The following is a 24,895-nucleotide window of genomic DNA, read 5'->3' as shown; positions in this document are numbered from 1 at the left end:
CCGCTTCGCGGCACTTTTTTCCGCTGGATCCCGGATCTCCTTCCACGTTGTTTCAGTCGTCCGGGAAAGGGGGAGGCTCACGAGGATCGTCCGCCCCTATGGTCGGGCCGAGGTCGCGGTGTCGTGTACCGTGCCTTCGCATCGTCGAACCAGCGCGTCCCTCTCCCACCTTGGAAAGGGGGGCCGCGCTTCATGCCGACGTGAGACGATCCGGCGGACATCGCCTCCGTCCGGTGCCCGCACGCCCCGCCCTCACGGCCACACCTTGATCGCCACCTGGCGCCGCACGAGGTCGCGGTCGGAGGTGACCTCGCAGCCCTTGGTCTTGAGCGTGACGTAGTAGAGCGTCGCCGTGTCGCCGACGGTGTCGAAGTTGCGGCCGGGCGCGGACGGGTCGATCAGCGAGGGATAGCTGACGAGCTCGCCGCCCGCGGTGCAGGGATCGTCGTAGAGCGTCGGGCCGGCGATGAGCAGGCGCGGCGCGTCCCAGGTCGTGAGGTCGCGCGACGTGCTCCAGTAGATCCCGGGGCGCGGGAAGACCCCGCCGGCGGCGGCCTGGAACACCGCGATCCAGGCGCCGGTGCCGCGGTGGCGGCTCACCGAGCCGACCGGGGCCGGGAACGGCGCCACCGGGGCGCAGGCGCCCGCCGGCTTCGCGCCCTTGAGGTAGGGATCGGGGAAGCGGGCGGAGAACTCTCGGCCGTCGAAGGCGCGCCAGCCCGACGGGTCCGCGACGTCGTCGCTGCGGAACAGGCAGACGCCGAAGGGCTGGCCGGTCCAGCCGGTGGTCGAGGCGTAGAAGTAGCGGTGGCGCCCGTCGGCAACGATGTTCGAGGGGTTGAAGAAGCCGCGGTGGCGGCCCTGCTCGACCTCCTGGCGGAAGGGGGCGGCCGCTACCACTTTCGGCGGCGTCGCCCGGGTGAAGCTCCGCCCGCCGTCGGTCGAGCGGGCGGCCAGCACCGCGTTGTACCAGCAGGCGAGCGCGCCCGTGGTGCGGCAGCGGCCGTGATCGTCGGCGTGGTATTCCTCGTGCAGCAGCGCCTCGATCCGCCGGCCGTCCTCGGTCCAGGTCGCGGCGATCCAGGAGCGGTCGTCGAAGGCCTCGGGCTCGGGCCTGAAGGCGGAATCGAGCACGACCCGGCAATCGAGCTTCAGGTCGTCGAAGTCGCGGCCGCGGAAGGCGCGGTTGCGGTAATGCATGCCGAACAGCGCGATGCCCCCGTCGGCCTCGCGGACGGCGCGGGCGGGCGCGTCCGGCACGTCGTGCCCGTCGCAGGCGTCGCGGCCGGCCTTGAAGACCGTGCGGGGCGGGCCGACCAGGGTCAGGGCCGAGAGCGGCGGCTCGGCCGCGTGCGCGGCCGTCACGGTCGCCTTCCCATCCCGACCGGCCGTCACGGCCGCGACGCAGAGACACGCGAGAAGGAGGCGAAGGCGCATGCGGCATCCCTGGACTTGGCTCCCGAGCCTGCCCCAGAGTGCTTGAGGCTTGCTTAGCGCGTGCCCGCGATGCCGGCCGCCATCCCCGAAGGTCCTTTCCCGATGCTGCTCCTGATCGCCGGCCTCGTGCTCTTCCTCGGCACCCACGCCTTCACGATGCTGCGCGGGCCCCGCGCCGCCCTGATCGCGCGGGTGGGGGAGGGGCCCTACAAGGCCGGCTACTCGATCGCCGCGCTGCTCGGCCTCGTGCTGCTCGGCTACGGCTACGGCCAGTACCGGGCGCACGACTATGTCGAGGTGTGGTCGCCGCCGGTCTGGACCCGTCACCTCGCCCTGCTGCTGGTGCTGCTGGCCTTCATCTCCTTCGTCGCCGCCTACCTGCCGGGGCGGATCAAGGCGCGGCTCAAGCACCCGATGCTGCTCGGCGTGAAGATCTGGGCCACCGCGCACCTGCTGGCCAACGGCGATCTCGGCTCGATGATCCTGTTCGGGACGATCCTGGCCTGGGCCGTGATGGCCCGCATCAGCGCCAAGCGTCGCGACAGGAGCGCCAAGCGTCGCGACGGGGTCGAGCGCCGGGACGAGGTGAAGCCGCATGGCGGTCCCGCGGCGGCGCCCGCGGGCTGGCGCAACGACGCGCTCGCGGTGGTGATCGGCGTGGCCGCCTGGTTCGTGTTCGCCCGGGTGCTGCATCCGTGGCTGATCGGCGTCGCGGTCTGGCCGGGGCAGGCCTGACCGCTCGCCGAGCCGGATCCGTCGAAGCCCGATCCTTCGCCGGGCCTGACTTCCCGCCGGGACTGTGCTACGCGACCGGCCCTGTCGCACGGTCGCGGCGAAGAGCCCACCGGGTCCCAGGTGCCCACCGGGCCCCAGGTGGCGGCGAGCCAAGAAGATCATGAGCGAGAACGAGTTCATCCGCGAGGTCAACGACGAGTACCGGCGCGACCGCCTGGCCCAGATCTGGTCGCGCTACAGCGGCGTGTTCATCGGTCTCGCGGTGCTGGTGGTGCTGGGTGTCGGCGGCTGGCGCTACTGGCAGTATGCGCAAGCCCAGCAATCCGAGGCGGCGAGCCTGCGCTTCGAGGAAGCCCTGCGCCGCGCCAAGGACGGCACGCCGGAGGATGCCGAGAAGGCCTTCGCGGGCGTGGCCACCGACGCCCCCTTCGGCTACCGCCTGCTGGCGCGTCTGCGCGCCGCGGCGGAGGCCGGCAAGGCCGATCCGGCGGCCGGCGCCAAGGCCTACGCGGCGATCGCCGACGACACCGCGATCGGCCAGTCCCTGCGCGACCTCGCCCGCCTGCGCGGCGCGCTGCTCCTCGTCGACACGAACGACGCGAACGCCCTGAACACGCTCCAGAGCCTCGCCGCCCCGTCGAGCGCCTTCCGCCACACCGCCCGCGAGACGCTGGGCCTCGTGGCGCTCAAGAAGGGCGACTACGAGGGCGCCGGGCGCTGGTTCGACCAGATCGCCGCCGACCGCGAGACCCCCGCCGGCCTGCGCCAGCGGCTCGAGATCTATGTCGGCCTGGTGGCCGGCGGTCCGGTGCAGATGACCGAGGCGGCGGCGCAGGCCCCCGCCGCGCCGCGGCCGCCGACCTTCCTCGGAACGCCTGCGCCCGAGCACGACGCCGCCGATCATGATACCCCCAAGGACGGGGCCCGGACTCCGGGCGCCGACGAGGACGCGCCGGCTCCCGCGCCGACGCGCTAGAGAATCCAAGAGCGCGGGGCTTTCTCGTCCCGCATCGTCACCACGACAGGGCGGCACGCCTCGCGGCGTGCCCGCCCGCTGCTATTTTCAGGAAGACCTCCATGTCGATGCCCATCGTCGCGATCGTCGGGCGTCCCAACGTCGGCAAGTCGACGCTGTTCAACCGCCTCGTCGGCCGCAAGCTGGCGCTGGTCGACGACCGGCCGGGCGTGACCCGCGACCGGCGCGAGGGCGACGTGCGCCTCGGCCACCTGCGCTTCCGCATCCTCGACACCGCCGGGCTGGAGGAGGCCGAGGCCGACTCGCTCGCCGGCCGCATGCGCGCCCAGACCGAGGCGGCGATCGCCGAGGCCGACGCGGTCCTGTTCGTGATCGACGCCCGTGCCGGCCTGCTGCCGGCCGACCAGCCCTTCGCCGAGCTGGTCCGCCGCGCCGACAAGCCCGTCATCCTGCTCGCCAACAAGGCCGAGGGCGGGGCCGGCATGGCCGGCGCCTACGAGGCCTTCGCGCTGGGCCTGGGCGATCCGGTGCCGGTCTCGGCCGAGCACGGCGAGGGCATGGGCGACCTCCTCGACGCGCTGGAGGCCGTGCTGCCGGAGCAGGACGACGAGGACGACGAGGAGGGGGGCGAGGGCCGGCCCTTGAAGGTCGCGATCGTCGGCCGCCCGAATGCCGGCAAGTCGACGCTGATCAACCGGATGCTCGGCGAGGACCGGCTGCTCGTCGGCCCCGAGGCCGGCATCACCCGCGATTCGATCTCGCTGGACTGGGAGTGGCGCGGCCGGCGGATCAAGCTGCACGACACCGCCGGCATGCGCCGCCGCGCCCGGATCGACGACAAGCTGGAGAAGCTCGCGGTCTCCGACGGGTTGCGGGCGGTGCGCTTCGCCGAAGTGGTGGTGGTGCTCCTCGACGCCACGATCCCGTTCGAGAAGCAGGACCTGACCATCGTCGACCTCGTCGAGTCGGAGGGCCGCGCCCTGGTCATGGGCCTCAACAAGTGGGACCTCGTCGCCGACCAGCCCGGGCTCCTGAAGGACCTCAAGGAGAAGGCGACCCGCCTGCTGCCGCAGGTGCGCGGCGCCGCGGTGGTGCCACTCTCGGGGCTCGCCGGGGATGGCATCGACCGGCTGATGCACGCGGTGATCTCGACCGCCGAGGTCTGGAACCGCCGCGTCTCGACCGCCAAGATCAACCAGTGGCTGAGCGAGGCGACGCAGGCCAACCCGCCGCCGGCGGTGTCCGGCCGGCGCATCAAGATCCGCTACGCCACGCAGGTGAAGGCGCGCCCGCCGCACTTCGCCCTGTTCGGCAACCAGCTCGACGCGCTGCCGAAATCCTACACCCGCTACCTCGTCAACAGCCTGCGCGAGGCCTTCGAGCTGCCGGGCGTGCCGATCCGCCTGTCGCTCCGGACCTCGAAGAACCCGTTCGACAAGGGTGCGTAGGACGCGCAGGCGCAGGAACCGGCCGGGCCGTGAGGAGCGCGGAGGGCGGGGGAGCCCTCAGCGCGGCCTCTGGTCGGCCGGGAGGTTGCGGGCATAGGCCTCGCGTTCCTCCTTCTCGCGGATCAGCTTCTCGTAGGCGGCCTTGGCCTCGGCCGAGACCGTGAGGGTGCGCGCCTGCGCGGGCTTGCGCTTGGGCGCGCGCTTGAACCGGTCGGTGGCTTCGCTCATCGCCTGAATACCCCCGCTTCTGACTGATTGCGGGCAGATCTACCGCGTCCGGCGCCCTTTGGCGACCGCCAACGACTCGGCGGAAAGTCGAATCCGGCTTGTGCGAGAAAGCTTTGCCGGCTGGGCCCGGCGACGCCCGGACCGGGACCCGACGCGGGCGTCCCGGCGCGGGAGGACGACGCGGCCGTCTTCCCGCGCCGTCCCTGGCCGCCGGGCATGCACTCCGCTGCCGGATTCGATGTCGGAAAGTAGAAATATCGTGCAAGCCCGCATCGGCTCACAACTCATCGGATCATTGTTCGACACTCGACAATCGTCACGCGGTCGATGCCGATAAATACAAAAATATTTTCTTAACCCGGCGCCGATTACCTGACCTCTTTCGAAGCTCGACGGGTGGGCGCGGCCGTGCGGGCCGGGACCGTCCCGCGGCGGGGACCGGTCATGCGCGCCTTCAACGACCTCAAGCTCATCGCCAAGCTCGCCCTGCCGGCCGGGCTCGTCCTCCTCGTCGCGCTGGGCCTGGTCGGGCTCGCCCGCCACGGCCTCGACGCGATGGGCCGGACGATGGGCGAGATCGTCGACGTGCGCACCAACCGGGCGGTGGCGGCCCTGCGGGTGGCGAACGCCGTCGCCGAGGCGGCGATCGCCCAGCGCAGCGTCATCATCGAGGGCAGCGACGAGGTCCGCCAGACCCTGGCCCGTCAGCACCGGGCGGCGGAGGAGCTGGCGGCCGCGCAGGCCGAGCGGCTGGTCGGGCTCGCCGAGAGCGCGGAGGAGCGCGCGCAGGACGAGGCCGCCCGGGCGGAGGCCGCCGGGTATCTCGCCTTCTCGGCCAAGGTCGTCGCCAATGCGCAGCAGGGCATGACCGACGTCGCCTTCGCGCTCTCGAGCGAGCAGGATGCCGGCCGGCGGGCGAAGGCCGCCGCCGCCATCGACGCCCGGGTGCGGGGCACCCTCGCGGAGCTCGCCGCCGCCCGGGACGCCGCGCAGGCCGCCGCCGCCGCGACCTCCGCGCGCCTGACGCTGGTTGCGGGCATCGGCCTCCTCCTCGCCTTCTCGGCCCTCGCCGCCATCGCGGTGCTCGGCATCGCCCGGCCGCTGACCCGGATGGCGCGGGCGATGAACGACTTGGCGGCCGGTGACCTCGCGGTCGCCGTCGCCGGCACCGGGCGGCGGGACGAGATCGGCGCGCTCGCCCGGGCCCTGCAGGTGTTCAAGGATTCCGCCGGCGCGATGCGCCGGCTGACCGCGCAGGAGAGCGAGCGCAACGAGGCCGCCGCCCTGGTCGACGGCCTCGCCACGGCCTTCGAGGCCAAGGTCGCGGGGCTCTCGGGCGATCTCGCCGGGGCCGCCGGCACGATGGAGGCCGCCGCCCGCGCGATGGCGGCGGGGGCCGAGGCGGGGGCCGGGCGCACCGATGCGGCGGCCGGCGTGGCGCAGCGGACCTCCGGCCACGTCCACGCCGTCGCGGCGGCGAGCGAGCAGATGACGACGGCGATCCAGGAGATCGTGCAGCAGGTCGCCCAGACCTCGCACATGGCCGGCCAAGCGGTGGAGGATGCCGGCCGCACCGACGCCACGGTCGGCGCGCTGGCCGCCGCCGCCGAGCGCATCGAGCACGTCGTCTCGGTGATCGCCGACATCGCCGACCAGACCAACCTCCTGGCGCTCAACGCCACCATCGAGGCGGCGCGGGCGGGAGCGGCCGGGCGCGGCTTCGCGGTCGTCGCCGCCGAGGTCAAGGCGCTTGCCGGGCAGACCACCCGGGCGACGGCCGAGATCACCGGGCAGGTCGGGGCGATCCAGGCGGCGACCCGGGCGGCGGTCGCCGACATCCAGCGCATCGGCCGGGTGATCGGCGAGATGTCGGCCTCCGCGGCCGCCGCGGCCGCGGTGATGGAGGAGCAGGGCGCGGCGACGCGGGAGATCGCCCGCAGCGTCGGCGAGGCGGCACAGGGCACCGGCCACGTCACCGAGACCCTGGGCGACCTGCGCCGCGGGGCGGGGGAGACCGGCGCCGCCGCCGGCCAGGTCCTCGACGCGGCGCTCACCCTGGCGCGCCACTCCGACGGGCTCACCCGCGAGGTCGGCGGCTTCCTGGCGGCCGTGAAGGCGGCGTGAGCCGTCTTCACCCTCGGAACGCGGGCGGCGTGAGCCGTCTTCACCCTCGGAACGCGGGCGGCGTGAGCCGTCTTCACCCTCGGAACGCGGACGCCGCGCGCCGTCCTCACCCGGCCATATAGGCCGCCAGCTCCTCCGGCGCGCCCGTCGGGAACGTCCGCTTCAGGTGATCCAGGAAGGCGGAGACCCGGGCGTTCAGCAGCCGCCGCGACGGGTAGAGCGCCCACAGGGCGATGTCCGATCCCGCGACGTCGCCCCAGAGGACCAGCCGCCCGGCGGCGAGGTCGTGGGCGGCGAGCGAGACCGGCAGGCGCGCGACCCCGATTCCGGCCCGGACCGCGTCGCGCACCATCGCGAGCGACGACAGCGCCAGGACCGGCGCGACGGCGAGGCGGGCACCGCCCGCGAGGATCCAGGTCCCGTCGGTCCAGGTCTCGTCCGGCCCGCCCGCGCCGCGGATGACCGCCGGCACCGGCGCACCCCCGTCCGGCCGTGCCAGCTCCGGACTCGCCACCACGACGATGCGATCGCGCAGGAAGGACCGCCCGACCAGGCGCTCGTCCGGGGCCGGGTCGACCCGGATCACCAGGTCGTAGCCCTCCTCGATCATGTCGACGGCCCGGTCCTCCGTCGTGACCGCGAGGCGGATGTCCGGATGGGCCAGGGCGAAGGACGCGGCGACCTTGCCCATCGCGGTCTGGGCGAAGAGGAGCGGCGCGCTGATCCGCAGCCGGCCCCGCGCGCGGCGTCCGCCCGCGGCGATCGCCGCCGCCGTCTCGTCGAGCTCGGTCAGCAGGGCCCCGGCGCGCTCGTAGAGCGCCCGGCCCTCCTCGGTCAGCGCCAACGCCCGGGCCCCGCGCTCGAACAGGCGGAGGTTCAGGCTCTCCTCCAGTTCCGCGACCCGGCGCGACAGGGTCGCCTTCGGCCGGTCCGCGGCGCGGGCGGCGCGGCCGAACCCGCCGTGGCGGGCGACGAGGGTGAAGTCGGCGAGCGCGAGCAGGTCCACGATTCCAGGCTCCTGCGTTCCACCGGCGAGACGGTGCGTCCAGATCCGGCGCCTATCGGCGCATCCATGGATCGCTCATTCTCCAGATGTCTTCAACGACGAACCCGGGGATACCCCATGACGATCCTGGTCACCGGCGCCACCGGAACGGTCGGCCGCCACGTGGTCCGCGCGCTCGACCGCCGTGGCGCCGCGATCCGCGCCCTCGCCCGCGATCCGGCGAAGGCCGGCCTCCCGGCCGGCGTCGCGGTCGCGACGGGCGATTTCCTCGACGTCGACGCGATGCGCGCCGCCCTGTCGGGGGTGTCGACCCTGTTCCTGCTCAACGCTGTGGTGCCCGACGAGGTCACGCAGGCCCTCGTCGCGCTCAACCTCGCCCGCGAGGCGGGGGTCGGGCGGGTGGTCTACCTGTCGGTGATCCACGCCGACCGCTTCGTGAACGTGCCGCACTTCGCCGGCAAGCTCGCGGTCGAGCGGATGATCGAGGCGATGGGCTTCGAGGCCACCATCCTGCGCCCGGCCTACTTCATCGACAACGACCGCACGGTCGCCGACGTGGTGGCGAACCACGGCGTCTACCCGATGCCGCTCGGCCACAAGGGCCTGGCGATGATCGATGCCGGCGACATCGGCGAGGTCGCCGCCCTCGAGCTTCTCCGCCGCGAGGGCGCCGCCGGCCCGCTGCCCTCGGAGCGGCTCACCCTCGTCGGGCCGCAGACGCTGACCGGCCCGGACGTCGCCGGGATCTGGTCGGAGGTGCTGGGGCGCCCGGTCGCCTATGCGGGCGACGACACGGCCGGCTTCGAGCAGGCCCTGCGCCGGGTCATGCCGCCCTGGATGGCCTTCGACATGCGGCTGATGGCCGAGCGCTTCCAGACCGACGGGATGATCCCGCAGCCCGGCGACCGCGAGCGCCTGACGGCGCTGCTGGGACGCCCGCTGCGCGCCTACCGCGACTTCGCGGCCGGCCTCGCGGCCTGATCCTCACGCAAGCCCGGCCATGATCGTCTCCGCCGCCACGGTCCCGATCCATCCGGAGGGCGAGGTGCCGCCCATCCGTGCCCGGGCCGGGCTCGCCGTCCTGCCGGCCGACGCGGATGGGCTTCAGTCCCGTCCCCGTCCGACGAGCCAAGCCGGATCGAACCAGCGGTCGGCCTCGCCGTCGTAGGGCAGGCGGGTGATGTCCCATTGCTGGATGAACGGCGCGTAGACGTTCCAGACCGCGATCCCGCCGCCGACATAGATCCGCCGGCCGGGATAGCGCGCGAGCACCGCCCGCGGGTCCTCGTGCGAGCGGATGACCGCGATGGTGCGGTCCCGGTAGGCGAAGTCCGGCACCGCCTCGATGGTCTTCGGGCCGGCGATCAGCACGTGCCCTTGCGTCACCGCGAAGAAGCGCGTCACGTCCTCGACGTAGAGCGGATCGGTGTTGCCCTCCCAGGGCAGCCGCCCGTGGAGGCCGAGCTGGCCCCGCTGCCCGATGGCGCACATCGCCCGCACGTCGATCATCGATCCGCATCCCTCCCGGGCCCGTCGCGACGCGGGCCCCCGCCTGACTGATACTCTCGCGCCCTGGCATCGACACGTCGATGCCAGGGCGTCCGGCGCATCGGCGCCGACGCCATGAACAGGAGACCTTGCGGGCTCGGCCGGCGCCTGCGAACGGATCCGTTCGAAGGCGCGGCGGTATAACCCGCCGGCCCGGCCCGGGCCAGCCGGATCAGGCCCCGGCGAGACGGAGCGGCGGCGCCTCCGCGCGCTCGGCCAGCGCGCCCGCCGGCGCCGGCTTGCCGTAGAGGAAGCCCTGGAGCTGGGTGCAGCCCTCCTGGCGCAGGCAGGCGGCCTGCTCGGGCGTCTCGACGCCCTCCGCCGTGACGGTGATGCCGAGGCTGCGCCCGAGCCCGGTGATCGCCCGCACCACCGCCAGCGCCTCGCGGCTGTCGCAGATCTCGCGGATGAACGAGCGGTCGATCTTGAGCTTCCCGAACCGGAACGTGCACAGGTAGCTCAGGGACGAGTAGCCGGTGCCGAAATCGTCGAGGGCGATTCGGGTGCCGAGCTGCTCCAGCTGGCGCAGCACCGTCACGTTGTTCGACGAGGCGTCGAGCAGCACCGATTCGGTGATCTCGAGCTCGAGCCGGTCGGGGCTCAGGCCCGAGGCGGCGAGCGCCGCGGCGACCTGGGCCGCGAGGGCCGGGTTGCGGAACTGCGCCGGCGACAGGTTGACGGCGACGCTGCGCCCGCTCGTCCAGCCGCTCGCCTCGCGGCAGGCCTCGTGCAGCACGAAGGTGCCGATCTCGTCGATCATCCCGGTTTCCTCGGCGACCGGGATGAAGTCGAGGGGCGAGATCGGTCCGCGCGACGGGTGGTGCCAGCGCAGGAGCGCCTCGTACCCGACGGTCTCGCCGTCCTCCGCCCGCACGATCGGCTGGTAGTGCAGGGCGAGCTCGCGCCGGGCGATCGCCTCGCGCAGGTCGGTCTCGATCAGGCGGCGCAGGCGGGCGGAGGTCTCGAGGGCGCCGTGGAAGCGGGCGTGCCGGCCGCGTCCCTTGCGCTTGGCCTCGTAGAGCGCCAGCTCGCCGCAGCGCAGGAGCCCGTCGGCGGTGTCGGAATCCTCGGGGGCGAGGGCGATGCCGATGCTGAGGCCGATCTCGATCCGGTGCCCGTCGATCTCGATCGGCCGGCGCGCCGCCTCGATCAGCCGGTCGGCCAGGGCGACGGCCTCGGCGGTCGCCCCGGGCACCGCCGCGATGACCGCGAAGGCGTCGCCGCCCAGGCGCGCCAGGGTGTCGCCGGGGCGCAGGGCGTCGCGCAGGCGCTTGGCGAGGAAGCGCAGCAGGTGGTCGCCGACCGGGTGGCCGAGGGTGTCGTTGATGCCCTTGAAACCGTCGAGGTCGAGGCACAGGACCGCCGTGCTCGGGCTCGGAGCCGTATCGACGCGCGCGGCCCCGGCCGCCAGCGCCTCGCCGAGGCGCAGGCGGAACAGCTCGCGGTTCGGCAGGCCGGTCAGCCCGTCGTGATGGGCGAGGTGGTGGATCTGCAGGCTCGCGGCGTGTTCGTCGCTGATGTCCTCGACGATGAGCAGGCCGCACCGGGGCTGGTCGCCGCGCCCGCCGATCGCCAGGGCGCGCATCCGCAGGATGCGCAGGCCCCAGGCGGTCTCGACCGGCGCCTCGACGGCGACGGGCACGGCCGCGGGGCCGTCCGCCGCGGGGCCGTCCGCCAGGGCGGCGTTCAGCAGGGTCGCGAGGGCGGGCGGCAGCACCGCCGCCGCCGGCCGGCCGATCAGCTCGCCGGTGCAGCGGCAGAGCAGCAGCTCGGCCTGCCGGTTGGCGAGGCGGATCCGCCCCGTCGCCCCGTCCTGCACCACGACGCTCGACGGCATCGTGGCGACCACGCTGTCGAGGAAGGCCGAGGCGGCGGCGTGCTCGTCGCGGTGGCGCTCGGCCGTCTCCTTGGCCTCGACGACCTGGAGGTCCTGCACGCGCTTCTCCGTCCGGTCGCGGGTGACCTTGGCGAAGCCGATCAGGGTGCCGTCGTCGTCGCGGATCGCGTCGATGACGACGTCGGCCCAGAAGCGGCTGCCGTCGCGGCGCACGCGCCAGCCCTCCGCCTCGAAGCGCCCGGTCTCGCGGGCCTGGCGCAGGCCGGCCTCCGGCAGCCCCGCCGCCCGGTCCTCCGGGGCGTAGAAGCACGAGAAGTGCCGGCCGACGATCTCGGCGGCGGTGTAGCCCTTGGCCCGCTCCGCCCCGGCGTTCCAGTTCACGACGTGACCCGACGGATCGAGCATGTAGATCGCGTAGTCGGTCACGCCCTGCACGAACAGGCGGAACCGGCGCTCCTCCTCGCGGTGCCGCTGGAGCAGGAGCTGGCGGTCGGTGCGGTCGCGGGTGATCTTGGCGAAGCCGATCAGGATGCCGTCGTCGTCGCGGATCGCGTCGATGACGACGTCGGCCCAGAAGCGGCTGCCGTCGCGGCGCACGCGCCAGCCCTCCGCCTCGAAGCGCCCGGTCTCGCGGGCCTCGCGCAGGCAGGCCTCCGGCAGCCCCGCCGCCCGGTCCTCCGGGGCGTACAGGCAGGCGAAGTACCGGCCGACGATCTCGTCGCCGGTATAGCCCTTGGCGCGCTCGGCGCCGGCATTCCAGTTCACGACGATCCCGTGCGGATCGAGCATGAAGATCGCGTAGTCGGTCACGCCCTGGACGAGCAGGCGGTACATGACGTCTGTGCTTGCGGTCACGGCTGGACGTCCCGTCGGCGGCGCTACCCCGGTGCGACCCGGGGTGTATCCCCTTCCCCCGTATCCGTAATGAAGGGGTGGCATTAAAGCAGGCTTAATTGCGGCGTGACGCTGGGAAAAAACGATGCTGTTAGGACAAGTGTCCTGGCATTCATCGCAAATGGGCGATAATCGCTCAAGCCGGCGCGACGTTGTCCTGCCTTGGAAAGAAACAAAATATCCAATTCGCGGCGGTCGACCCGGCGCAGCGGGCGGAATGTACCGGCCCCTCCGGCTGGCTGCAGGACGAAACCGGGTCCGCCGGGGAGGGCTTGCGCCGGGACGGAAGACGCCGTCCCGGGCGCCGAAGTCAGGCCGGCTTCTGCGGCGTCAGGATCCGGCCGGTCGGGAAGTCGAAGATCGACCCGCTCTCGGTCCAGTCCGGGCTCGCCAGGCGGACGATGTGCGGCGCCAGGTCCTCGGGCGTGCGCAGGGTCTCCGGATCCTCGCCCGGCATCGCGGCCTTGCGCATCGCGGTGCGCAGGGGGCCGGGATTGAGCAGCATCGCCCGCACCGGCGTCGTGGCGGTCTCGGCGGCGTAGGTCCGCACCATCGCCTCGAGCGCCGCCTTCGACACCGCGTAGGGCCCCCAGTAGGCCCGGCACGACGAGGCCGCGCCGGAGGTGACGAACACCGCCCGGCCGGCCTCGGAGCGCCGCAGCAGCGGGTCGAGGGAGCGGATCAGGCGCCAGTTCGCCGTGACGTTGACGTCCATCACGGTCGACCAGACCTTCGGGTCGACATGGCCGAGCGGCATCAGCTTGCCGAGCACGCCGGCATTGCCGACGAGCACGTCGAGCCGGCCCCAGCGCTCGTGGATCGCGGCGCCGAGACGGTCGATGGCGTCGTAGTCGCACAGGTCGAGCGGAACGAGGGTGGCCGAGCCGCCCGCCGCCCGCACGGCGTCGTCGAGTTCCTCGAGCGCGCCCTGCGTGCGGGCGACCGCGATCACGTGGGCGCCGGCCGCGGCGAGCGCCAGGGACGCCGCGCGGCCGATGCCGCGGGACGCTCCGGTGACGACGGCGATGCGGTCGGCGAGGGGTTTTGCGGACGGGAGGGGGCCGGGGAGGGGAGTATCGGACATCGTGTCGGGGGGCCTCGGGGTCAGTCGGCCTCGGCGAGGATCGCCATCCGGCGCGGCGAGGCGACCGCGAGGTCGGTCAGCGGCGTCGGATAATCGCCGGTGAAGCAGTGGTCGGTGTATTGCGGGCAGGCCGCGTCGCGGCTCTCCTCGCCCATCGCCCGGTAGAGCCCCTCGATCGACAGGAAGGCGAGGGAGTCGGCGCCGATGTAGCGGCGCATGCTCTCGAGGTCGTGGGTGGCGGCGAGCAGCTTCTCCTTCTCCGGCGTGTCGATGCCGTAGAAGTCGGGGTGGGTGATCGGCGGCGAGGCGATGCGGAAATGCACCTCGCGGGCGCCGGCCTCGCGCATCATCCGGACGATCTTCACCGAGGTCGTGCCGCGCACCAGGCTGTCGTCGACCAGCACGATGCGCTTGCCCGCGACCGCCGCGCGGTTGGCCGAGTGCTTCATCCGCACGCCGAGCTCGCGCACCGACTGGGTCGGCTGGATGAAGGTGCGGCCGACATAGTGGTTGCGGATGATCCCGAGCTCGTAGGGCAGCCCGGTCTGCTGGGCGAAGCCGAGCGCCGCCGGCACGCCGGAATCCGGCACCGGGATGACGATATCGGCCTCGGCCGCGGATTCCTTCGCCAGCTCGACGCCGATGTTCTTGCGGACCGAGTAGACGTTCTTGCCGTTCACGACCGAATCGGGACGGGCGAAGTAGATGTACTCGAAGATGCACGGGCGCAGCGGCTGGGCCCGGGCGAAGCGGATCGACTCGATGCCGTCCTCGGAGATCACCACCATCTCGCCGTTCTCGACGTCGCGCACGAAGCGGGCGCCGATGATGTCGAGGGCGCAGGTCTCGGAGGCCAGGATGTAGCGGCCGTCGAGCTCGCCGAGCACCAGCGGGCGGATGCCCATCGGATCGCGGGCGCCGATCAGCTTCTTGTTCGTCATCATCACGAGGGCGTAGGCGCCCTCGATCTGGCGCAGCGCGTCCATCACCCGGTCGACGATGCGCACGTGGCGCGAGCGGGCGACGAGGTGGAGGATCGCCTCCGTGTCGGAGGTCGACTGGCAGATCGCGCCGTCGCGCACGAGCTGGCGGCGCAAGAGGAGGCCGTTCGTCAGGTTGCCGTTATGGGCGACCGAGAGGCCGCCGGTCTCGAGCTCGGCGAAGAGCGGCTGCACGTTGCGCAGGATCGTCTCGCCGGTGGTCGAGTAGCGGACGTGGCCGATCGCGGTCTCGCCCTTCAGGCGCTCGATCGTGGCGAGGTCGGAGAACGAGTCGCCGACGAGGCCCATGCGGCGCTCGGAATGGAACACCCGGCCGTCGAACGACACGATGCCGGCCGCCTCCTGGCCGCGATGCTGCAGGGCGTGCAGGCCGAGCGCCACGATCGCGGCGGCATCCGGATGGCCGTAGATGCCGAAGACGCCGCACTCCTCGCGCAGGGTGTCGCCGTCGAGGTCGAGATCGCCGCCGAATGCGTCGCTCGTCCCGGACGCGCCCCGACCGGTTTCGCTGCGTGCTGCCATGATGAGAAGCCCCTGGTGGCCGGTCACCGCACGGCCTCGCCTCGTCGACCCCGCGCACCGCCCATTCGCGCGCGGGCCTCAAATCATCCGCAAGGCCGGCTTCGGGCCGCCCGCATCGCTGGCGCCGGGTCCGATGGCCTGCCTCACGCCGGCTATGTAATCGCTGCCTTCGGCGGAACCAAGGCGTCAGGCGTGCGTTGCGCGGCGTATCTCACATGCAAGGGACGCCGGTCCGGCGTCCCGGGCGGTCGAGGGATGGTCAGCGACGCGGGGTGGCGTCGGTGCGCCGCTGGGGCGGGGCGTCGGCCTCCGCCGGGGCGTCGGTGCCGGGATCGACCTCGGGCTTGGGCTTGCGGAACTGCTTGAGCAGGCCTTCCGGGTTGTCCGGCAGCATCGCCACGAGCTTCTGGCCGCTGTTCTCGAGGATCTCGCGGCTGCGGGCCTGCTGCGCCCAGTCCGGCACCTTGCCCTGGACCAGCCAGGCCAGGAACACCCAGCCGATGACGCAGATCAGGAAGCCGCGGGCCGCCCCGAAGGCGAGGCCGAGGCTGCGGTCGACGGCGCCGATGCGGGAATCGAGGATCAGGTCCGAGATCTTCACGGTGATCACCGAGACCACCAGCAGCGTGACGAGGAAGATCGCGGCGATCGAGACCACCAGCGAGACGGTGTCGCTGGAGACGTGCTGCTTCACGGTCGGCAGCAGCAGCGGGTGCAGGGTCCAGGCCAGGGCCGCCGCCGCGACCCAGGCCACGATCGCCAGCACCTCGCGGGTGAAGCCCCGCACCGCCGCGAGCAGCGCGGAGATGACGACGACACCCAGCACGACGAGATCGAGAACGGAGAACGGCATCGGCAGGAACGGTTCAGGGGCTGAGAGCGTTGCCTGGAGGGTCGCGGCTGCCCGTCACCGCCGGGGTTGTATACGCTGCCGGATCCGATCCGTCACCCTCGCGCTGACAGGCGCGGCTCAGACGTCCTCGTCGTCGTAGGCCGGCAGCCGCTGCTGCGGGCGCCGCCCGCCGCGGACCGGCTTGCCGGAGGCCGCCACCCCCGCCACCAGGTCGGCGATGTGGCGCAGGGATTCTGCCGGAAACCCCGTGCCCGATCCGTCGCGGCCCGCTCCTTCCCGGCCCTGCGGCATCAGCGCCTTGGCGAAGCCGAGCTTCTGCGCCTCCTTCAGCCGCGCCGGCGCCTGCGCCACCGGGCGGATCGCCCCGGACAGGCCGACCTCGCCGAAATACACCGCGTCCGACGGCAGCGCCGAGCCCGAGAGCGAGGAGACCAGCGCCGCCGCCACCGCGAGGTCGGCCGCCGGCTCGCCGATGCGCAGGCCGCCCGCGACGTTGAGGTAGACGTCGTGGCCCCCCAGCCGGATGCCGCCATGGGCCTCCAGCACCGCCAGCACCATCGACAGGCGGTTGGGGTCCCAGCCGACGACCGCGCGCCGCGGCATGCCGAGCGCCGAGGGCGCGACCAGGGCCTGGATCTCGACGAGGAGCGGCCGCGTGCCCTCCATCCCGGCGAAGACCGCGGTGCCCGGCGCCGCGAGGTCGCGCCCGGCGAGGAACAGCGCCGAGGGGTTCGGCACCTCGGCCAGGCCCCCGTCGGTCATCTCGAACACCCCGATCTCGTCGGTGGGGCCGAAGCGGTTCTTGACCGCCCGCAGGATGCGGAAATGGTGGCCCTGGTCGCCCTCGAACGAGGCCACCGCGTCGACCATGTGCTCGACGACGCGCGGCCCGGCGATCTGCCCGTCCTTGGTGACGTGGCCGACGAGGATCACGGCGGTTCCGGACGTCTTGGCGAAGCGGATCAGGCTTTGGGCCGAGCCGCGGACCTGGGTCACCGTGCCGGGGGCCGATTCCACCGTCTCGGTCCACATCGTCTGGATCGAGTCGATGATCGCCAGAGCCGGCGGCCTGCCCTGGCTCAGGGTCGCGATGATGTCCTCGACATTGGTCTCGGCGGCGAGCTCGACGGGGGCGCTCGCGAGACCCAGCCGCTCGGCCCGCAGGCGCACCTGGCCCACCGCCTCCTCGCCCGAGATGTAGGCGACGCGCTCAGCCCGCTTGGCCAGGGCGGCGGAGGCCTGCATCAGCAGCGTCGACTTGCCGATGCCGGGATCGCCCCCGAGCAGGATCACCGAGCCGCGCACGAAGCCGCCGCCGGTCACCCGGTCGAGCTCGGCGATGCCCGACGAGGTGCGCGGCGCCTCCTTCACCTCGCCGGTCAGGCCCTCGAGCGGGAAGATCCGGCCCCGCGCCCGGCTCGGCCGGGTCGCGACCGGGCCGGAGACGGGGCTTGCCGCACCGGTCTCCTCGACGATCGTGTTCCAGCCGTTGCAGGCCTCGCAGCGCCCGCGCCAGCGGTTGTAGACCGCGCCGCAGGACTGGCAGGCGAAGGTCTGGTGGTTCTTCGCCATCGGCGGCGTGTCTCCCGGGGTCGAGGCCGCGCGCCGGCCTCCGTCAAGCGTTCCTGATATGTCCCGCGGGACAGGGCGTTGCAACCGGGCGCGATCCTCGACCGGCCACGGTTGCGAAACGAACCCGCCGCGCTCGCGCCCCGATCCGCCGTAAAAGCTCGGCCGACCTGTGACGATGGACGCGCATGATGGCCCGGACCGGCGAACCTTACCATTACGACCGCGCGCAGCGCGGCTTCCACTGGCTGATGGCGGCCCTGATCCTGGCGGCGCTGGTCCTGGGCATCTCTGCCGCCTGGCAGGTGCCCGGCACCTCGCCGCGGCGCGAGATCCTCGACATCCACAAGTCGATCGGCCTGACCGTGCTGCTGCTCCTGCCGCTGCGGTTCGTGTGGCGGCTGATCGCCGGCGAGCCGGCCTACCGCGCCCCGCCCTCCCGCTCCGCCCATCTGGCGGCGAAGGCGGCGCATTGGAGCCTCTACGCCCTGATGCTGCTCCTGCCGGTGAGCGGCTACGTCTACTCGGCGGCGGGGGGCTACGGCCTGCCGTGGTTCGGGGTGTTCTCGTTCCCGCGCCTCGTGCCGGTCGACAAGGCGCTGTCGCTGACGGGGTACGCCGCCCATTACTGGATCGCCTGGGCGGTCGGGATCGTGCTCGGCCTCCACGTCCTCGCGGTCGCCTGGCACGCCTGGATCCGGCGCGACGAGGTGATGGGGCGGATGTGGCCGCGGCAGGCGGGGTGAGGGGGGCTGCGCTTACCGCGCCGCGGGCGCGAACAGCCCGAGGAACAGCGGCCGCGCATACAGCTCCGCCGCGTTGTCCGGCGTCACCCCCGGCACCCAGGCCGGCAGCTCGGCCGCCGCATTCACCATGCTCGACACCAACTGCGCGGCGATCCCCGCATCGAGCGGGCGCACCGAGCCGTCGACCATGCCGTCGACGAGGCAGAGGCCGAAGCGCTCGGTCAGGCGGTTCATGGTGCGCCGGGTCTCGGTGCGCAGGGCCTCCGGCAGGGCGCTGAAGGCGGTGACGCGCAGCAAGGGGCCGCCGGGGCCGAGCTGGCTGCGCACCAGCGTGGCGGAGGCGGTGCAGATCCGGTCCCAGCCGCTGCCGCCGCCGGCATCCGCCGCGTCCTGCACCGCCCGGATCTGCGCGAAGCTGCGCGAGAAGCAATTGGCGACGAGGTCGTCCTTGTTGTCGTTGTGGTGGTAGAACGAGCCCTTGGTGACCTTGAGGAGGCCCGAGATCTTCTCCACCGAGGCGCCGCGATAGCCCTGCTGGTTGATCAGGATGGTGGCGGCGCGAAGAAACGCCTCCGGCGAGACCTCGCTCTCCTCCGGCGGCGCGGTCTCGGGCAGGAGGCCGGGCCGCCAGCCCGAGCCCGGGGCCGCCATGCCGCGGGTGAGGAGGTCGGCCATCCGGGCGCCGGCCTTCGCGTAGTCCCGCGGCTCGTAGCGGTGGATCCACAGCCGGGTCGAGTGCATCACCGAGAGCAGCAGGTGGGTGCGGGCGTTGCGGTCGGCCCGGTCGAGCCCGTCCTCGTCGAACCATCCGCGCAGGCGGCGGAACAGGGCGTTGTAGGCGGAGAACACGCTCTCGGCCTGGGGGGCGGGCAGCGCCCGCACGTCGTTGAGCACGGCGATGTCCGGCTCCTCGCCGGCCGCCATCGCGGCCCGGTGGGCGACCACGAGGTCGAGGAGGCGGGCGAGCCGGGCCGGGCCGTCGGGCGCCCCCTCGGCGCGGGCGACGAGCCCGTCGAGCACTCCGATCGTGTGCAGGAAGCAGGCCGCCGCCAGGTCCTCCTTGCGGCGGTAGTAGTAGGTCACGCTGTTCGTCATCAGCCCGACGCTGCGGGCGACGTCGGCAAGCGTCGTGCCCTTCACGCCGGCCTCGTTGATCAGGGCGGCGGCGGCGTGGAGGATCGCGTCGCGCTTCTGGGCGTAGCGCCGGGTCTGGCGCGGCGCCGCGCCGGGGGCGGGCACGGTCTCGGGATCGAGGCTGCGGGGCATGGCGGGATTGAGCACTGTCGCGGGCCCCGTGACAAGCGGGGGATCACGCGGGCGTGCGGTAATGCTCCCGGTACCAGGCGACGAAGGCCGGGATGCCGGTCTCGAGCGGCGTCGCCGGGGCGTAGCCGACGAGGTCGCGCAGGAGGTCGGTGCCGGCTTCCGTCCGCTCGACGTCGCCGGGCGGCAGGTCGCGCAGGTGACGCACGGCCCGGGCGCCGAGCGCCGCCTCCAGGGCATCGAGCATCGCCGCCACGCTCACCGGCCGGCCGCCGCCGATATTGACCATCCGGTAGGGCGCGACCGGGCTCAGGGTGTCGGCGGCCGAGACCGGGCTCGCCCCGGGCAGGGGAGGGGGGACGTCGATCAGCCGGCCGATGCTCTCGACGAGGTCGTCGATATAGGTGAAGTCGCGCACGGCGCGGCCGTGGTCGTAGACCTCGATCGGCTCGCCGGCCAGGATCTTCCGGGTGAACAGGAACAGCGCCATGTCGGGCCGGCCCCACGGCCCGTAGACGGTGAAGAACCGGAATGCGGTGGTGGGGATCGTCCACAGGTGGGCGTAGGAATGCGCCATCGCCTCGCCGGCGAGCTTCGAGGCGGCGTAGATGGTGAGCGGCCAGACCGCCCGGTCGGTCTCGCGGAACGGCACGGTCCGGTTGCCGCCATAGGCCGAGGAGGTCGAGGCGAAGAGCAGGTGGCGCACCGGATGCGCGCGGCAGCCCTCCAGGACCTGGAAGGTCCCGACCACGTTGCCCGAGACGTAGGCCTCCGGATGCTCCAGGCTGTATCGCACCCCGGCCTGCGCCGCGAGATGCACCACCACCTCGGGGCGCGTCGCGGCCATCAGCGCCAGGAAGGCGCCGGGCTCCTCCAGCAGGAATTCGTGCGACGCGAAACCCGGCAGGGCCGCGAGCTGCGCCAGCCGGGCCCGCTTCAGGGCGACGTCGTAGTAGTCGGTCAGCCCGTCGACCCCCACCACCTCGTGGCCGGCCCGGAGCAGGCGCCGGGCGAGGTGGAAGCCGATGAAGCCGGCCGTGCCTGTCACGAGGAAGCGCATGGCGGGTCCCTGGCGCGGGACGAACACGCCCGCCCGGGGCGGTTACACCGGCGGGGGGCGGGTTGCCAGCCCGGCGCCAATAGCGGATTTCCGGGGAGCGCGCACTTGCCGCTACGTCATTTCACATGCAAGAAAGATGCGGCGAAGAGCAAGGGGCGAACTCTCGCGAATCCGCCCCCGCCCCTTCAGAAAAAGATGATCGCGTCCCGGGGGGGTGTGCACCGACGGCGCAGTGACCGTTTCCTCAGGCTCACATGCATCTTATAGTTCGAGGCCGCGCGGCATGCAACACACATTCTGGAGAGACGAACACCTGAAGAATCAATGCATGGTGTCGTTGAGCAGGCCGCGCTTCAATCGATACCTGGCCGAGACGGAGAGCGATCGTGCACGGGCGCTCAGTTTGTATGGGTGGAATTCTCAACTCTCGAAGGAATTTTATACATATTTGCAGGCTTGGGAAATTTGTCTACGAAATCGAATCAATGAGTTCTTGATACATCGATACGGCGGATCCTGGCCATACGATGCAGCCGGCCTCGGGCGACAGCTCGCCAGAATCGACAAGGAGCGGTTGAGTCAGGCCCGGGATCGTCAGGAGCGGCTTCGATGCAGGGCGCCGGCGTCGTTGCCCGCGATCGTTCCCGACCTCTCTGCCGGGTTTTGGGTGTCGCAACTCTCGAAGCACTACGAGATCGCCCATGTCTGGCGCCGGAATCTGGCGCAGATTTTTCCCCACGACCGCGTGCTCGACAGGCCGGCGGCTTGGGGAATCTGCGACGAGATGCTGACGCTTCGCAACCGGATTGCCCATCACGAGCCGATCTTCCATCTCCCGCTCGAGCAGCGTTACCGCGATCTCCAGCGCATCGTCGCCGCTCTCTGCCCGGGCACCCACGCCTTCGCCGAGGCGCACAGCAACTTCAGGATGGTGTGGCACGCACGGCCGTGAGGCTGGATCGCCTCAGGACATCTGCCTCAGAACACCTGCCGCAACGCCCAGTACAGCACCCCCGCCAGCGTGATCGCCGCCGGCAGGGTCAGGATCCAGGCGAGGGCCAGGTTGCGCACCGTCGCCATCTGCAGGCCGGTGCCGTTGGCCCACATCGTGCCGGCGACGCCGCTCGACAGGATGTGGGTGGTCGAGACCGGCAGGCCGTAGGCCTCGGCGAGCCCGATCGTGCCGGCGGCGACGGCCTCGGCCGACGCGCCTTGCGCGTAGGTGAGGTGCTGCTTGCCGATCCGCTCGCCGACCGTGACGACGATCCGCTTCCAGCCGACCATGGTGCCGAGCCCGAGCGCCAGGGCGACCACGACCTTGACCCAGGTCGGGATGTAGCGGGTGCCGTCGTCGAGGGTGCGCCGGTAGTCGCCGAGGGTCGTCTTCTCCGGGTCGCTGAAGGGCGAGTGCTCGCCGGTGAGCAGGCGCACCGCGTCGCCGGCGAGGTACATGTCGGTGCGCAGGTTCTGCGTCGCCTCCGCCGGCACGTGCCGGATCGCGCCGTAGTTCTGCACCTGCGCGGCGATGTCGTCGGCGAGGCCCGCGAGGGCCGCCTGGGCCTCCGGCGCCGCGAGGGCCTTGGCGGGCGCCTCCGCCTTCAGCGCCGCGCCGATCCGGTCGCGGGCGGGGCCCGCCGCCGGCACCGCGGCCTGACCGGCATGGTCGCGAAACACCCGGCTCGCCGCCTGCGAGCCCTGCACGAAGGCCGGCGTGCTCGAATCCGGCATGGTGCGGTTGAGCGCGTAGGCGGTCGGGGCGGCGCCGATCAGGATCAGCATGATCAGCCCCATGCCCTTCTGGCCGTCGTTGCCGCCATGCGCGAAGGACACGCCGGTGCAGGTCAGGATCAGGAGGCCGCGGATCCAGAGCGGCGGCGGCGCCTCGCCCTCGGGCGCCCGGTAGAGCTCGGGCCGGCGCACCAGGCGCTTGAGCGCGACGAGCAGGCCCGCGGCGCAGACGAAGCCGACGAGGGGGCTGAACAGGAGCGACTCGAGCACGCTCAGGGCCTGCCCCCAGGCGACGCCCGAGGCGTCGCGGCCCGGCGCCATCAGCTGATTGGCGAGGCCGACGCCGATCACCGAGCCGATCAGCGCGTGCGAGGACGAGTTCGGCAGGCCGAGCGCCCAGGTGCCGAGGTTCCACACGATGGCGGCGAGCAGCAGCGCGAAGATCATCGCGTAGCCGGCGCCGGAGCCCACCTGCAGGATCAGCTCCACCGGCAGCAGCGTCACGACGCTGTAGGCCACCGCCCCGGTCGAGGCCATGACGCCGAGGAAGTTGAAGGCGCCGGACCAGATCACCGCGACGAGCGGCGGCATCGCGTGGGTGTAGATCACCGTCGCCACCGCGTTGGCGGTGTCGTGGAAGCCGTTCACGAACTCGAAGGCCAGCGCGATCAGCAGGGCGAGGCCGAGCAGCGCGAAGGCGCCGACCGCCAGCGGCGGCTGGCCCGCCCGCTGCATGTCGACGACGAGGTTGTAGCCCGCATAGGCGAGGCCCGCGGCCAGCACCGCCAGGAACCCCATCGTGGCCGCCGGGTGCAAGCCGTGGTCGAGCCGGGGACGGCCGTGACCATGCGTCGCGCCGGGGCGGGCGGGGGCGAGGGCGGCATCGGACATCGGGGACTCGCTGAAGCGGCGCGTTCCCAAGGATAGGGCGCCCGGATGGCAAGTCGATGACGGCGCCCGGTCCCGCGCGGGCCGCCGCGGAGCCGCTCCGGCTGTCGAAAACCCGGTGTAAATGCCTAAGGGGCTTGCGTTCTGCGTGACGCAACCCCAAATTCGATCGATCTCCGCTGCCCTTGCGACTCGAACGTTCGGGTCGCACGGGGAGCGGGTCCCAGAGGTGCGGATCCCTCGGCGCTCGTCCGGCGGCGGATCCGCCCGCAACGAACCGGCCCGGTGCCCTTCTGGTCGAGGGTGACGGAAGGCCAGCGAGTCAGTACCCGATGAACCAGCTCGTGCGCATGTCGCATATCGTGACCGCAGACGCCGTCGAGGAGCCCTCTCCGAGTCTCCGGGTTCCGTTCGCCCAATCGGGCGCCTTCGTATGCAAGTTCATCATCGGCGAGCCGAACGACCGTGCGGTCTGCTGCGGCGCGCCGGTGCAGGACGGAAAGAGCTGGTGCGCCTTCCATCGCCGGATCGTGTTCGAGCCGACCCGCCCGGGGCGGCTGCGATAGCAGAGGCTGGCCGGGACCGCTACCCCGTCCCGCACCGGTTTCACGCCGCACGGCCGTAGATCGGGAACGCTTCCTGCCGGCCGCGCAGGGCCTGGCGGCTGACCTCGCGCCACTCCGCGCCCGTGACCCGGGCCGCGTCGAGCGCGGCCTGCGACACCAGGGTGGTCGCCCCGAAGGTCTTGGTCGCCTGCTCGATCCGGGCGGCGACGTTGACCGCGTCGCCGAGCACCGTGAACTCGAGCCGGTCGTCGTCGCCGACTACGCCGACGAACACCTCGCCGCAATGGACTCCGATGCCGATCCGCACCGGGGCTTCGCCCGTGCCGGCATTCCACTCCGCCACCAGGGCCTCGAGCCGGCTCGCGAAGGCCAGCGCCTGGGCGGCGGCATCCGCCCGCGCCTCCGGCACGCCGAACACCACCAGGGCGCCGTCGCCCATAAACTTGTCGATCACCCCCGCGTTCTCCCGGGCGGCCTGGGCGACGCAGCGGCGGAAGCCCGTGACCAGGATCGCCACCGTCTCCGGATCGGCCCGCTCGGCGATGGCGGTCGAGCCGCGCATGTCGACGAAGGCGATCGCCGCGTGCCGCCGCTCGCCGAGGCGCAGGCCGCCGCCCTGGTCGAGGCTGCCGCCGCGCTCGAGGAGCGGCGTGAGCTCCGCCGGCAGGAAGCGCGACAGGGCCGCCCGCCGGCCGGCCTCGCGCAGGGCCAGGACCGCGAGCAGCGCCATGATGCCGATCGACACGATGCTGCCGATGCCGACCATGGATTCGATCCGGTGGGCGTGCTGCTGGTAGCCCATCAGCAGGTCGTCCTCCTGGCCCCGCATCGTCTCGATGATCCGGCGGATCTGGTCCATCTCGGTCTTGCCCTCGCCGGCCCGCACCAGGGCGAGGGCGCCGTCGCGGTCGCCGGCGCGGTCGAGGGCGAGCGTGCGGTCGAGCTCGGCGAACTTGCGGGTGATCGCCGGGCGCAGGGCGGCGAGGCGGGCGGCCTGATCCGGGGAGCGGCCCAGCTCCGTCTCCAGAAGCGGCAATTCCGCGGCGATGCGGGCCTGGCCGGCGGTGTAGGGCACCAGGAAGGCCGGGTCGCCGGTCAGCAGGTAGCCGCGCTGCCCGGTCTCGCTGTCGAGGAGGTCGGCCAGGACCTGCATCAGGATCCGGTCGACCGAGAGCGTGTGGGTGATGCGGTGCTGAACCGTGCTCTGCCAGGCGAGCAGCAGGCCGTTGCCGGCGCCGACGAGCAGCAGCAGGGCCGCCCCGGCGGCGGTCAGGCCGGCCCGGCCGCGGACCCGGCCGAGCCGGGCGCCCAGCGGCCGGCGCGGCGCGGGGATCGGCGTGTCCTCGATCGGGTCTGGCGTCATCGGCGTTGGTCGTCCGGCG

The 24,895-nt window shown here is 72.6% G+C and carries 20 protein-coding genes and 1 pseudogene; 8 read left to right on the top strand and 13 right to left on the bottom strand.

Going from position 1 to position 24,895, the window contains the following annotated elements; translation table 11 throughout:
• Positions 1-252 precede the first annotated feature (252 nt).
• Positions 253-1,437: a glycoside hydrolase family 183 protein gene (locus A5481_RS08480; protein ID WP_082173604.1), complete on the bottom strand. Its 1,185-nt coding sequence runs from the start codon at positions 1,435-1,437 to the stop codon at positions 253-255.
• A 102-nt stretch (positions 1,438-1,539) separates the two neighbouring features.
• Here A5481_RS08480 and A5481_RS08475 point away from each other — a divergent pair, with 102 nt between their 5' ends.
• From A5481_RS08475 to der, 3 genes and pseudogenes are all read left to right on the top strand, one after another.
• A complete protein-coding gene (locus A5481_RS08475) occupies positions 1,540-2,172 on the top strand; it encodes an NnrU family protein (RefSeq protein WP_048437385.1) in 633 nt (210 codons plus the stop codon).
• A gap of 157 nt (positions 2,173-2,329) precedes the next feature.
• A pseudogene (locus A5481_RS08470) lies at positions 2,330-3,031 on the top strand (tetratricopeptide repeat protein); the annotation flags it as partial.
• Between the two features lie 218 nt (positions 3,032-3,249).
• Positions 3,250-4,596: a ribosome biogenesis GTPase Der gene (gene der / locus A5481_RS08465; protein ID WP_048437384.1), complete on the top strand. Its 1,347-nt coding sequence runs from the start codon at positions 3,250-3,252 to the stop codon at positions 4,594-4,596.
• Positions 4,597-4,653: 57 nt separating this feature from the next.
• Here the strand turns inward: der and A5481_RS34580 are convergent, their stop codons facing one another.
• A complete protein-coding gene (locus A5481_RS34580; RefSeq protein ID WP_167350105.1) occupies positions 4,654-4,824 on the bottom strand; it encodes a hypothetical protein in 171 nt (56 codons plus the stop codon).
• A 444-nt stretch (positions 4,825-5,268) separates the two neighbouring features.
• On the opposite strand from A5481_RS34580, the gene A5481_RS08460 reads away from it, so the two are divergent.
• Complete coding sequence (locus tag A5481_RS08460) at positions 5,269-6,948, top strand: methyl-accepting chemotaxis protein (RefSeq protein WP_048437386.1); 1,680 nt, start codon at positions 5,269-5,271, stop codon at positions 6,946-6,948.
• Positions 6,949-7,054: 106 nt separating this feature from the next.
• Here the strand turns inward: A5481_RS08460 and A5481_RS08455 are convergent, their stop codons facing one another.
• Entirely contained in the window at positions 7,055-7,954 is a 900-nt protein-coding gene (locus A5481_RS08455) for a LysR family transcriptional regulator (RefSeq protein ID WP_048437383.1), read from the bottom strand.
• A gap of 117 nt (positions 7,955-8,071) precedes the next feature.
• Here A5481_RS08455 and A5481_RS08450 point away from each other — a divergent pair, with 117 nt between their 5' ends.
• Complete coding sequence (locus A5481_RS08450; RefSeq protein ID WP_048437382.1) at positions 8,072-8,935, top strand: SDR family oxidoreductase; 864 nt, start codon at positions 8,072-8,074, stop codon at positions 8,933-8,935.
• A gap of 123 nt (positions 8,936-9,058) precedes the next feature.
• Here A5481_RS08450 and A5481_RS08445 read toward each other — a convergent pair whose 3' ends face one another.
• From A5481_RS08445 to radA, 6 genes are all read right to left on the bottom strand, one after another.
• Complete coding sequence (locus A5481_RS08445; RefSeq protein ID WP_048437381.1) at positions 9,059-9,463, bottom strand: dihydrofolate reductase family protein; 405 nt, start codon at positions 9,461-9,463, stop codon at positions 9,059-9,061.
• 211 nt (positions 9,464-9,674) lie between these two features.
• The gene (locus A5481_RS08440; RefSeq protein ID WP_156312173.1) at positions 9,675-12,194 is read right to left on the bottom strand and encodes a sensor domain-containing protein; all 2,520 of its coding nucleotides are present in this window, start codon (positions 12,192-12,194) and stop codon (positions 9,675-9,677) included.
• 349 nt (positions 12,195-12,543) lie between these two features.
• Complete coding sequence (locus A5481_RS08435) at positions 12,544-13,317, bottom strand: SDR family NAD(P)-dependent oxidoreductase (protein ID WP_048437379.1); 774 nt, start codon at positions 13,315-13,317, stop codon at positions 12,544-12,546.
• Between the two features lie 20 nt (positions 13,318-13,337).
• Positions 13,338-14,840, bottom strand: coding sequence for an amidophosphoribosyltransferase (gene purF, locus A5481_RS08430; RefSeq protein WP_048432169.1), 1,503 nt, complete (start codon positions 14,838-14,840; stop codon positions 13,338-13,340).
• A 259-nt stretch (positions 14,841-15,099) separates the two neighbouring features.
• The gene (locus A5481_RS08425; RefSeq protein ID WP_048432164.1) at positions 15,100-15,693 is read right to left on the bottom strand and encodes a CvpA family protein; all 594 of its coding nucleotides are present in this window, start codon (positions 15,691-15,693) and stop codon (positions 15,100-15,102) included.
• 117 nt (positions 15,694-15,810) lie between these two features.
• Positions 15,811-17,265, bottom strand: a complete 1,455-nt coding sequence (gene radA, locus A5481_RS08420; protein WP_048432163.1) for a DNA repair protein RadA — start codon at positions 17,263-17,265, stop codon at positions 15,811-15,813.
• A gap of 185 nt (positions 17,266-17,450) precedes the next feature.
• Between radA and A5481_RS08415 the strand changes: the two genes are divergently transcribed.
• Entirely contained in the window at positions 17,451-18,008 is a 558-nt protein-coding gene (locus A5481_RS08415; protein ID WP_245238617.1) for a cytochrome b, read from the top strand.
• 12 nt (positions 18,009-18,020) lie between these two features.
• Here the strand turns inward: A5481_RS08415 and A5481_RS08410 are convergent, their stop codons facing one another.
• Both A5481_RS08410 and A5481_RS08405 read right to left on the bottom strand, forming a co-directional pair.
• A complete protein-coding gene (locus tag A5481_RS08410) occupies positions 18,021-19,274 on the bottom strand; it encodes a TetR/AcrR family transcriptional regulator (RefSeq protein WP_048432162.1) in 1,254 nt (417 codons plus the stop codon).
• A gap of 43 nt (positions 19,275-19,317) precedes the next feature.
• On the bottom strand, positions 19,318-20,331 hold the full coding sequence (locus A5481_RS08405) for an NAD-dependent epimerase/dehydratase family protein (RefSeq protein ID WP_048432161.1): 1,014 nt from the start codon (positions 20,329-20,331) through the stop codon (positions 19,318-19,320).
• A 328-nt stretch (positions 20,332-20,659) separates the two neighbouring features.
• On the opposite strand from A5481_RS08405, the gene A5481_RS33375 reads away from it, so the two are divergent.
• Positions 20,660-21,283 (top strand): hypothetical protein, encoded by a 624-nt coding sequence (locus A5481_RS33375; protein ID WP_156311702.1) that lies wholly within the window; start codon positions 20,660-20,662, stop codon positions 21,281-21,283.
• Between the two features lie 26 nt (positions 21,284-21,309).
• On the opposite strand, the gene A5481_RS08395 is transcribed toward A5481_RS33375, so the two are convergent.
• Complete coding sequence (locus A5481_RS08395) at positions 21,310-22,950, bottom strand: inorganic phosphate transporter (protein WP_064503876.1); 1,641 nt, start codon at positions 22,948-22,950, stop codon at positions 21,310-21,312.
• A 329-nt stretch (positions 22,951-23,279) separates the two neighbouring features.
• Between A5481_RS08395 and A5481_RS33370 the strand changes: the two genes are divergently transcribed.
• Positions 23,280-23,513: a GcrA family cell cycle regulator gene (locus tag A5481_RS33370; RefSeq protein ID WP_048430796.1), complete on the top strand. Its 234-nt coding sequence runs from the start codon at positions 23,280-23,282 to the stop codon at positions 23,511-23,513.
• 40 nt (positions 23,514-23,553) lie between these two features.
• On the opposite strand, the gene A5481_RS08385 is transcribed toward A5481_RS33370, so the two are convergent.
• Positions 23,554-24,876 carry an adenylate/guanylate cyclase domain-containing protein gene (locus A5481_RS08385; RefSeq protein WP_053082314.1) on the bottom strand — a complete coding sequence of 441 codons (1,323 nt, stop codon included), beginning with the start codon at positions 24,874-24,876 and terminating at the stop codon, positions 23,554-23,556.
• Positions 24,877-24,895: the final 19 nt, after the last annotated feature.

This window comes from Methylobacterium platani (assembly GCF_001653715.1).
In the GTDB taxonomy this organism is placed as follows: Bacteria; Pseudomonadota; Alphaproteobacteria; order Rhizobiales; family Beijerinckiaceae; genus Methylobacterium; species Methylobacterium platani.
Note: the sequence above shows the minus strand (reverse complement) of the source record. Positions and strands in the feature narration are given on the sequence as shown.

What these genes read in the sequence shown, in the direction of transcription:
- A5481_RS08480 (WP_082173604.1), bottom strand. Translation starts at nt 1,437, where the DNA reads ATGCGCCTTCGCCTCCTTCTCGCGTGTCTCTGCGTCGCGGCCGTGACG.
- A5481_RS08475 (WP_048437385.1), top strand. Translation starts at nt 1,540, where the DNA reads ATGCTGCTCCTGATCGCCGGCCTCGTGCTCTTCCTCGGCACCCACGCC.
- der (WP_048437384.1), top strand. Translation starts at nt 3,250, where the DNA reads ATGTCGATGCCCATCGTCGCGATCGTCGGGCGTCCCAACGTCGGCAAG.
- A5481_RS34580 (WP_167350105.1), bottom strand. Translation starts at nt 4,824, where the DNA reads ATGAGCGAAGCCACCGACCGGTTCAAGCGCGCGCCCAAGCGCAAGCCC.
- A5481_RS08460 (WP_048437386.1), top strand. Translation starts at nt 5,269, where the DNA reads ATGCGCGCCTTCAACGACCTCAAGCTCATCGCCAAGCTCGCCCTGCCG.
- A5481_RS08450 (WP_048437382.1), top strand. Translation starts at nt 8,072, where the DNA reads ATGACGATCCTGGTCACCGGCGCCACCGGAACGGTCGGCCGCCACGTG.
- A5481_RS08445 (WP_048437381.1), bottom strand. Translation starts at nt 9,463, where the DNA reads ATGATCGACGTGCGGGCGATGTGCGCCATCGGGCAGCGGGGCCAGCTC.
- A5481_RS08435 (WP_048437379.1), bottom strand. Translation starts at nt 13,317, where the DNA reads ATGTCCGATACTCCCCTCCCCGGCCCCCTCCCGTCCGCAAAACCCCTC.
- purF (WP_048432169.1), bottom strand. Translation starts at nt 14,840, where the DNA reads ATGGCAGCACGCAGCGAAACCGGTCGGGGCGCGTCCGGGACGAGCGAC.
- A5481_RS08425 (WP_048432164.1), bottom strand. Translation starts at nt 15,693, where the DNA reads ATGCCGTTCTCCGTTCTCGATCTCGTCGTGCTGGGTGTCGTCGTCATC.
- radA (WP_048432163.1), bottom strand. Translation starts at nt 17,265, where the DNA reads ATGGCGAAGAACCACCAGACCTTCGCCTGCCAGTCCTGCGGCGCGGTC.
- A5481_RS08415 (WP_245238617.1), top strand. Translation starts at nt 17,451, where the DNA reads ATGATGGCCCGGACCGGCGAACCTTACCATTACGACCGCGCGCAGCGC.
- A5481_RS08410 (WP_048432162.1), bottom strand. Translation starts at nt 19,274, where the DNA reads ATGCCCCGCAGCCTCGATCCCGAGACCGTGCCCGCCCCCGGCGCGGCG.
- A5481_RS08405 (WP_048432161.1), bottom strand. Translation starts at nt 20,331, where the DNA reads ATGCGCTTCCTCGTGACAGGCACGGCCGGCTTCATCGGCTTCCACCTC.
- A5481_RS33375 (WP_156311702.1), top strand. Translation starts at nt 20,660, where the DNA reads ATGGTGTCGTTGAGCAGGCCGCGCTTCAATCGATACCTGGCCGAGACG.
- A5481_RS08395 (WP_064503876.1), bottom strand. Translation starts at nt 22,950, where the DNA reads ATGTCCGATGCCGCCCTCGCCCCCGCCCGCCCCGGCGCGACGCATGGT.
- A5481_RS33370 (WP_048430796.1), top strand. Translation starts at nt 23,280, where the DNA reads ATGAACCAGCTCGTGCGCATGTCGCATATCGTGACCGCAGACGCCGTC.
- A5481_RS08385 (WP_053082314.1), bottom strand. Translation starts at nt 24,876, where the DNA reads ATGACGCCAGACCCGATCGAGGACACGCCGATCCCCGCGCCGCGCCGG.